At 57.9% G+C, this 9,007-nt stretch carries 7 protein-coding genes; 6 read left to right on the top strand and 1 reads right to left on the bottom strand.

The genetic code is table 11. From position 1 onward, the window contains the following. Positions 1–129 precede the first annotated feature (129 nt). Positions 130–759 (bottom strand): LuxR C-terminal-related transcriptional regulator, encoded by a 630-nt coding sequence (locus AC2FFE_RS20710; RefSeq protein WP_496821076.1) that lies wholly within the window; start codon positions 757–759, stop codon positions 130–132. Between the two features lie 217 nt (positions 760–976). Between AC2FFE_RS20710 and AC2FFE_RS20705 the strand changes: the two genes are divergently transcribed. From AC2FFE_RS20705 to glyA, 6 genes are all read left to right on the top strand, one after another. After that, positions 977–2,218: a pyridoxal-phosphate-dependent aminotransferase family protein gene (locus tag AC2FFE_RS20705; protein ID WP_496847594.1), complete on the top strand. Its 1,242-nt coding sequence runs from the start codon at positions 977–979 to the stop codon at positions 2,216–2,218. Positions 2,219–2,246: 28 nt separating this feature from the next. Further along, a complete protein-coding gene (locus AC2FFE_RS20700) occupies positions 2,247–3,443 on the top strand; it encodes a malate--CoA ligase subunit beta (protein ID WP_496821074.1) in 1,197 nt (398 codons plus the stop codon). Then, positions 3,443–4,333 carry a succinate--CoA ligase subunit alpha gene (gene sucD, locus AC2FFE_RS20695; protein WP_496847593.1) on the top strand — a complete coding sequence of 297 codons (891 nt, stop codon included), beginning with the start codon at positions 3,443–3,445 and terminating at the stop codon, positions 4,331–4,333. Before AC2FFE_RS20700 ends, sucD begins: the two co-directional genes overlap by 1 nt. Continuing rightward, the gene (locus AC2FFE_RS20690; protein ID WP_496847591.1) at positions 4,333–5,304 is read left to right on the top strand and encodes a 2-hydroxyacid dehydrogenase; all 972 of its coding nucleotides are present in this window, start codon (positions 4,333–4,335) and stop codon (positions 5,302–5,304) included. The genes sucD and AC2FFE_RS20690 overlap by 1 nt, the downstream gene beginning before the upstream one ends. Then, complete coding sequence (locus AC2FFE_RS20685) at positions 5,304–7,934, top strand: phosphoenolpyruvate carboxylase (protein WP_496847589.1); 2,631 nt, start codon at positions 5,304–5,306, stop codon at positions 7,932–7,934. The genes AC2FFE_RS20690 and AC2FFE_RS20685 overlap by 1 nt, the downstream gene beginning before the upstream one ends. Before the next feature lie 20 nt (positions 7,935–7,954). Further along, a partial coding sequence (gene glyA, locus AC2FFE_RS20680) for a serine hydroxymethyltransferase (protein ID WP_496847587.1) occupies positions 7,955–9,007 on the top strand: 1,053 nt, incomplete at its 3' end.

Below are 9,007 nucleotides of genomic sequence, written 5' to 3'. Positions count from 1 at the left end.
GTGAACCAGGCCGGCGGCGCCCCTCTTCGCACTGTATCAGGGTGTGGATGTGAAGACTTCACATAATTGAAAATTACACGCAGGCATTGCGCGTTCGATTGTACACACTCGGTTATTGATGCAATTCAACTAATCTGAGGCTGCGCCAGAAGAGTAATAGAATGCAATCGCTTGCGCCCGATTTTTGACTGAGAGCTTTTCGTATATATTGGACAGGTGAAACTTGACAGTGTTGGTTGAGATTTGCAGGTCTTTCGAAAGATCGCGGTTCGACAAGCCCTTGGCCAGTGCTTCAAGTATGATGCGCTCTTTACGTGACAGGGTATGGATCGGGTCTCTCTGCATTTTTCGAACGTCGATGAATGGGAATACCATTTTGCCAGCCGCTACGTCTGCGCAGGTTTCCAACAGGCGCTCAGCCTCACCCGACCGCGAAGCGAACCCCGCTGCGCCAGCCTGCATTGCGAGGCGCGGGACTTCCCCCGCTTCATCGCCATAAACGACAAATCGGGGCGCGTTTTCCTGTTCACGCATAACTTCGATCAGTTTGGCTGCACCTAGAACCGGCAAACTCCAGGCAATCACGCAGACCTTTACCGGTACTCTCATGACCGCGCCCAAGAAGCCTTCGGCGGTTGCAGATGTAGCAACCAGAGAGAATCGCGGATCGCGTTCAAAAATCTCTGACATGGCCGACAACACAAGCGGATTGTTGTCGGCAAGCATAACGTCAATCGGTTGCTGTGAAGGGCCTGACATTGTTTTTACATCCAAATTTCCGATTTACTACCCATTAGTATAGGGATTATCTTGGTATACATCGGCATTCTTGCCAAAACGGGTAGGTTTCTTTCCATCTGATTGGAAGTACCAAAGCAGTAGTAAATTACGTTGCGCGATGAAGCAAGCAACGCTTTTCTGATCCACAACACGATATTTGGGCGTGGTCGACACCCCGACGATCAAGGAGGATCGAATGACTTTCCAGATTTACCCCACGCTCGAAATCCCTGAGACGCTGGCTGCTGGTCCGGGGCCAGGTAACACCGACGCTCGCGTTCTGAAGGCCTTCTCCAACGCCGGAGTTGCGGATCACATGCAGGGCGATGTTCTGCGCGGCATGGTCGAATGCAAACACATGCTGCGCGAGATCTGGGGCACTTCGAATACATATACCTTCGCAGTCGCAGGCACCGGCTGGAGCGCACTGGACACCATGTTCTCGGCCGTCATGCCCGGCGACAAGGTTGTTGCATTTAACAACGGCACCTTTTCAGGCATCGACACGCTGACACTTCGCATCAAGGCGGCAACGCGGGAAGAGCACGCCGCCAATCCTCTGGACCCGCAGGCAGCCAGTGTCACCGTCATCGACGTACCGCATGGCCAATCGGTGACCGGAGAAATGGTCGAGGCCGCACTGGCCCAGCAGAAGCCTAAATGGGCGTTCATGGCGCATTGGGAAACGGGTTCAGGTCGTATCAATGATCTTCGCGGGTTCTCGGATGCCTGTGAACGTCACGGCGCAATGGGTCTGATCGATGCCGTTTCGTCTTTGGGTGTCGAGGATTTCCGGATCGACGACTATCCGGGCATCGCTGGCTGGGCCTCTTGCCCGCAAAAAGGTCTGTGCTGCTTGCCATTGACCTATGCGCCGGTCAGCTTTTCCGACGAATACATCGACAGCCTGAAATCAACAGGTGCCTACAGCTATGTCCACAATCCCATTTTCGAGGCCCGTCATTGGGGAATCGTCGATGGGCAGGACGTCGAGAAAGGTACCTATCACCGCACCCATTCCGGCTACGCTGTGGCCGCCTTCCATGAATCCCTTCGTCTGACGCTGACTGAAGGATTGGCAAAGCGATCGGGCTCGTACCGCACGCATGAAAAGGTGCTGCGTGACGCCGTAACCGCAATGGGATGCGAAGTGACTTCGGATATGCCCAGCCTCCTGGTCCTCAACCTGCCGCCGGAACTAGCCGGGCGCGAGATGGAACTGGTGCAGAATTGCCGGGCGCGCGGGTTCGGCGTCTGGCCGACGCTCAGCGCACCGGTGCAGGTCCGCATCGGCATCCTCAATCAGTTGAACCGAAAAGCCGTCAGCCGGATCGTGCGCCTGTTTGCCGAAGCCATACGAGAACTGGGCGGCGAGGTTAATTTTGAAGAAATCGAGGCGCTGCTCGAAAGCCGATACGGCACGTCGATCGCTGCGTAACCGCACTGCATGAACGGGAGGATTGCAGATGGACATTCATGAATACCAAGCGAAAGAGGTTCTTTCAAACTTTGGCGTCGCGATCCCTTCGGGAGCGCTGGCCTACAGCCCCGAACAGGCCGCGTACCGCGCGCGCGAATTGGGCGGCGACAAGTGGATCGTAAAGGCCCAGGTCCATGCCGGAGGCCGCGGCAAGGCAGGCGGCGTCAAATTGTGTAACAGCGAAAACGAGATCCAAGAGGCCTGCGACGATATGTTCGGTCGCAAGCTGGTGACCCATCAGACCGGGCCTGAGGGCAAGGGCATCTATCGTGTCTATGTCGAATCCGCCGTGCCGATCGATCGTGAGATCTATCTGGGTTTTGTTCTGGACCGCTCCAGCCAGCGGGTCATGATCGTAGCCTCGTCAGAAGGTGGAATGGAGATTGAAGAGATTTCCGCCGAACGTCCTGACAGCATCGTGCGCTCGATCGTGGAACCCGCTGTTGGATTGCAAGAGTTTCAGGCGCGCGAAATCGCGTTCAACCTGGGCTTAGAAGCCCGTTTGATTCAGCAAATGGTCCGGACATTGCAAGGTTGCTATGCTGCCTTCAGCGAATTGGATGCGACCATGGTTGAAATAAATCCTCTGGTCGTCACCGGGGACGACCGCGTCCTGGCGCTGGACGCGAAGATGAGCTTTGATGACAACGCGCTGTTTCGCCATCCGCAAATTTCGGAACTACGCGACAAAAGCCAGGAAGACCCACGTGAAAGCCGCGCGGCGGATCGGGGGCTGTCCTATGTGGGCCTCGAGGGCAATATCGGCTGTATCGTGAACGGTGCCGGGCTGGCAATGGCCACGATGGACACGATCAAACTTGCCGGTGGAGAGCCTGCGAACTTCCTCGATATTGGCGGCGGCGCCTCGCCGGAACGAGTGGCAAAAGCCTTCCGTCTGGTGCTGTCCGACAAGAACGTTCAGGCCGTACTGGTCAACATCTTTGCCGGTATCAACCGCTGCGACTGGGTTGCCGAAGGGGTCGTGCAGGCCTTGCGCGAGTTGGAAATCGACCTCCCCGTTATTGTACGTCTTGCCGGGACGAATGTCGAAGAAGGCCAAAAGATACTCGCCAAATCTGGCCTTCCGATTATTCGGGCCACGACTCTTATGGAAGCTGCTGAACGGGCGGTTGGCGCTTGGCAGAACGATCTGACCCAAAACACCAAGGTGAGGGCTGTATAATGAGCATTCTTCTCGACCGCGACACGCGCGTTATCGTGCAAGGTATCACTGGACGCATGGCGCGCTTTCATACCAAGGACATGCTAGAATATGGCACCAATGTAGTCGGCGGCGTCGTTCCCGGAAAAGGCGGCGAAACCGTAGAGGGTGTGCCCGTATTTGACACCGTCAAACAGGCTGTCGAAGCCACCGGCGCGGATGCGAGTCTTGTGTTTGTCCCGCCCCCGTTTGCGGCGGATTCGATCATGGAAGCCGCAGATGCGGGTATTCGCTATTGCGTTTGCATCACCGACGGCATTCCGGCTCAGGACATGATCCGCGTCAAACGCTACATGTATCGCTATCCCAAGGACAAGCGCATGGTGCTGACTGGTCCGAACTGTGCCGGAACGATCAGCCCCGGCAAAGCTCTGTTGGGGATCATGCCCGGCCATATCTATCTGCCCGGCAATGTCGGCATCATTGGCCGTTCGGGCACACTTGGCTATGAGGCTGCAGCGCAACTAAAAGAGCGCGGCATTGGCGTGTCGACCAGTGTCGGGATCGGCGGTGATCCGATCAACGGGTCGTCGTTTCGTGATATTCTCGAACGGTTTGAATGGGACGAAGACACCGAGGTCATTGCCATGATCGGCGAGATCGGTGGCCCGCAGGAAGCCGAGGCTGCCGAGTATATCCGCGATCACGTCACCAAGCCAGTTATTGCCTATGTCGCCGGTCTGACCGCACCAAAGGGGCGGACCATGGGTCATGCAGGCGCGATCATCTCGGCCTTTGGTGAAAGCGCCTCTGAGAAGGTTGAAATCCTTTCGGCCGCAGGCGTGACCGTGGCCGAAAATCCGGCGGTCATAGGCGAAACAATCGCCCGTGTTATAGGAAAGGCTGCGTGATGGTTAAGCCTTCGGTCCTTGTTACCCGTCGCTGGCCTGCCGCCGTCGAGGCGCAACTGGCCGAAACCTATAACGTGGCACTGAACACCGGGGACAAGCCCATGTCCCCGGCGGAGATTCGCAATGCGCTAAAACACTATGACGCGGTTTTGCCCACGGTCACCGACACGCTGAGCGCCGAAGCGCTGGACATACCTGCAGCACAAACCAAAATCCTTGCCAATTATGGAGTGGGATACAGCCATATCTGCGAACCTTTGGCGCGTAGCCTTGGGATGACTGTGACCAATACGCCGGATGTTCTGTCCGAGTGTACAGCCGATCTGGCTATGACATTGCTGCTGATGGTTGCCCGCCGCGCCGGCGAAGGCGAACGTGAGCTGCGCGCAGGAAACTGGTCCGGTTGGCGTCCGACCCACCTTGTCGGCACGAAGGTCAGCGGCAAGACGCTTGGTATCATCGGATTTGGTCGCATCGGGCAGGAAATGGCACGACGCGCGCATCACGGCTTTGGGATGAAAATTCTGGTCCAGAACCGCAGTAAAGTGCCAACTGACGTTCTCAAGCAGTTCAACGCAACGCAGGTCGAAACGGTCGATGATTTGCTGCCACAATGTGATTTTGTCTCGCTGCACTGCCCCGGAGGATCAGCAAACCGGCACCTGATCAACGGGCGCAGGCTCGACCTGATGAAGCCTGAAGCATTCCTTATAAACACCGCACGCGGCGAAGTTGTGGACGAGCACGCCTTGGTACAATCGCTGATGTTCGACACGATTGGCGGCGCTGCACTGGATGTCTTTGACGGCGAACCACGGATCAGCCCGGACCTGTTGCAATGCGACAATCTGGTGATGTTGCCCCATCTGGGCAGCGCCACGCGCGAATCCCGCGAAGCCATGGGGTTCCGCGTTCTCGACAACCTGAGCGACTTTTTTGCAGGCCGCACCCCGCGGGATCAGGTGATCTGATGCAAGCGCTGGCCCGGAATATTCAGCCTACCCCGGACCCTTCGAGTTATGCCGAAGAGCTGCGCCTTGAACTGCGTGCGCTGTGGCGGAACATATTGCTGAAACGGGCGCCCCATGTAGCGACCTGGGCCGAGGCCATGCCGCCGCAACCCATCCCCACCGGACCCGAGGCAACGCCCTATTTGCAGGCCCTGTCGATCTGGTTCCAACTGCTGCGCATCATCGATGAAAACGCCGAAGTACGGGACCGTCGCCTGACCGAAACCCGAAGCGGCACCGAAGCCGTAGAAGGTGGGTTTGCCGAGGTGTTGTCCGGCCTGCCGTTGACAGGCAGCCAGGCGGAAAAGCTGACCACTGATCTATGTGCCGGTCCCACCCTGACTGCCCATCCAACCGAGGCAAAGCGGGTTACCGTTCTGGAAATTCACCGGCGGATTTACCGCAACCTTGTCAGTCTTGAGACGCAACGCTGGACCCCGACCGAACGCGCAGAATTGCTGAATGATCTGGAAGGCGAGATAGATCTTTTGTGGCTGACCGGTGAACTCCGCCTGTCGCGGCCAAGCCTGCATGACGAGATCGAATGGGGGCTGCAATTCTTCCGCGATGCAATCTTTGACGCTGTCCCTCAGGTCATGGACCGTTTCGATCAGGCTTGCCTGCATGTGCTGGACCAGACGCTAAGCGCAACACCCAATATCCACTTTCACAGCTGGATCGGCGGCGACCGGGACGGCAACCCGAATGTCACGGCCGAGATGACCGCACTGGCTCTGAAACGCGGGCGAGAAACGGTTCTGGATCTTTATCGTCAAGCTATTGATCGGGCTGCAAGCAGGTTGAGCATCAGTGCCCTCATATTGCCCCTGCCCGAACCAAACAGGGCGTGTGTAAAGGAAATTATCGACCGCGCACCGAACGCTGATCGCAATCAGAACGAACCGTTCCGGCAAGCTCTCAACGCCATTCGCCATAAGCTGACAGATGGCAGCTATGATCATATCTCACAATTCGTGAGCGATCTTGACGCGCTTGATAACGCATTATGCGCGGTCAATGCCGATATTCTGGCGCGACGACATATCCGCCCCCTGCGCCGAGCTGCGACGGTTTTTGGGTTCCGAACCACAACGTTGGATATCCGTCAGAATTCGACCGTCACAACCGATGTTCTGGCCGAAATCTGGTCACAATCCAGCCAGGCTCCAGACTATGGCACGGCCGAATGGTCTGCCCGTTTGCGAACCGAACTGGCGGATCAGAACCTGCCTTATCAAAGCCGCGACGCACTGAGCGATCAGGCACAGGAATTGCTCGCCCTTCTGGCGCTGGTCCACAGCGTGCGATCAGGGCCAGATCCCAAGGCAATCGGCCCGTTCATCCTGTCCATGACCCGTTCTGCCGATGATATTCTCGGCGTCTACCTGCTGGCCCGTTATGCCGGGTTCGGGTCCGAAACACTGGATATTTCGGTGGTTCCGCTGTTTGAGACGATTGCCGATCTGCGCAACGCTCCGGCGATCTTGCTGGGTGTTTTGGATGTCCCGCTGGCACGCCGCAGCCTCAAGACCGGTGGTAAGGTTATCGAGGTGATGCTGGGATATTCGGACAGCGGCAAGGATGGCGGCTATTTCTGTTCGACATGGGAACTGGAGCGCGCCCAACGCCGGATCGTGTCGGCACTGGCCTCGCAAGGCTTCAAAGCTACTTTTTTCCACGGCCGCGGCGGCTCGGTCAGCCGGGGCGGCGCACCTACAGGACGCGCCATCGCGGCGCAGCCCAGCGGAACAATTGCAGGGCGGCTGCGGGTAACCGAACAGGGGGAGGTGGTTTCGACCAAATATGCCAACCGCGGTACAGCTGCGGCGCATCTGGAACTGCTGCTTTCAAGTACACTACGCCATACGGCCAACCCCAGCGAAGCGCCTTCACGGCCCGAGTTTGATGACGCGCTGGATGCCTTGTCGGAACTGTCACAGACAGCCTATGTTTCGCTTTTGCAGATGCAGGGTTTTCTGGACTATTTCCAGCAGGCCAGTCCTGTTGAGGAGCTTGCTCGCCTGAAAATCGGGTCTCGGCCAACCCGCCGCTTCGGCGCAGCCAGTCTGGATGATCTACGGGCCATTCCATGGGTCTTTGCATGGTCGCAGAACCGCCACCTGATCACCGGTTGGTACGGGTTTGGCGCCGCCATGACCAGCTTTCGCAAGTTCCGAGGCGCGCGCGGCGATGACGTTCTACAGGATATGTTTCAAAGCTCCCGCCTGTTTCGCCTCGCCGTCGATGAGATGGAGAAATCACTCTATCAGGCGGATATGGATATCGCCGCGCAATACGGCGAATTGGTCCCCGATACCGAGACCCGCCAGCGCGTCTCGCAGGCGATCAAGACGGAATACGATAGCGCCTGCAGCGCCGTGCAGTTTCTAACCGGTGGTCAGACCATCGGTCATCGCTTTCCCCGTCTTTGTGAGCGGTTTGACCGAAAACGGGCCGAGTTGGCCCGCATTCACGCATTGCAAGTCGAACTGCTGCAACAAGCCCGAAACGAACCGCAGGCAGGGTCGGTTCCCGTGCCCCTGCTGCAATCCATGAACGCCATTTCCGCTGGTCTTGGCTGGACCGGGTAACTAATTCAGGAGATTTTAAAGTGAATGCCCCGCAACGCACCCATGGATTCTTCACTCAGTCCCTGTCCGACCGTGACCCCGAACTGTTCGGCTCGATCACATCCGAGCTGGGCCGCCAGCGTGACGAGATCGAGCTGATCGCGTCCGAGAACATCGTCTCTGCCGCCGTGATGCAGGCACAGGGCTCGGTGATGACCAACAAATACGCCGAAGGCTATCCCGGTCGCCGGTACTATGGCGGCTGCCAGTTCGTCGATATCGCCGAAAACCTGGCCATCGACCGCGCCAAGCAGCTGTTCGGATGTGAGTTTGCCAATGTTCAGCCGAATTCAGGCTCGCAAGCGAACCAGGGTGTGTTTCAGGCGCTGATTCAGCCCGGCGACAACATTCTGGGTATGTCGCTGGATGCCGGTGGTCACCTGACCCACGGTGCGCGCCCAAACCAGTCGGGCAAATGGTTCAACGCCGTGCAATACGGCGTGCACAAACAGGACAACATGCTGGACTACGATCAGGTCGAGGCGCTGGCGAAAGAGCATAGCCCCAAGTTGATCATCGCAGGTGGTTCCGCCATCCCGCGCCAGATCGACTTTGCCCGCATGCGCGAGATCGCGGATATGGTCGGTGCTTACCTACACGTGGACATGGCACATTTCGCCGGTCTGGTTGCGGCAGGCGAACACCCCAGCCCGTTCCCGCATGCACATGTGGCGACGACCACCACGCACAAGACCCTGCGCGGTCCGCGTGGGGGTATGATCCTGACTAATGACGAGGCGATCGCCAAGAAAGTGAACTCGGCCATCTTCCCCGGCATTCAGGGCGGCCCGCTGATGCACGTCATCGCAGGCAAGGCCGTGGCCTTTGGTGAGGCGCTGCGTCCTGAGTTCAAAGGCTACATCCAGCAGGTCGTGACCAACGCACAAGCGCTGTCGGATCAACTGATCAAGGGCGGTCTGGACACGGTGACCCACGGCACCGACACCCATGTGGTGCTGGTCGACCTGCGCCCTAAAGGCGTCAAGGGCAACGCGACCGAGAAGGCGCTTGGTCGTGCCCATATCACCTGCAAC

The sequence above is a fragment of the Ruegeria sp. YTSA168 genome, from assembly GCF_059610045.1.
This window is presented reverse-complemented; position numbering and strand designations above follow the sequence as displayed.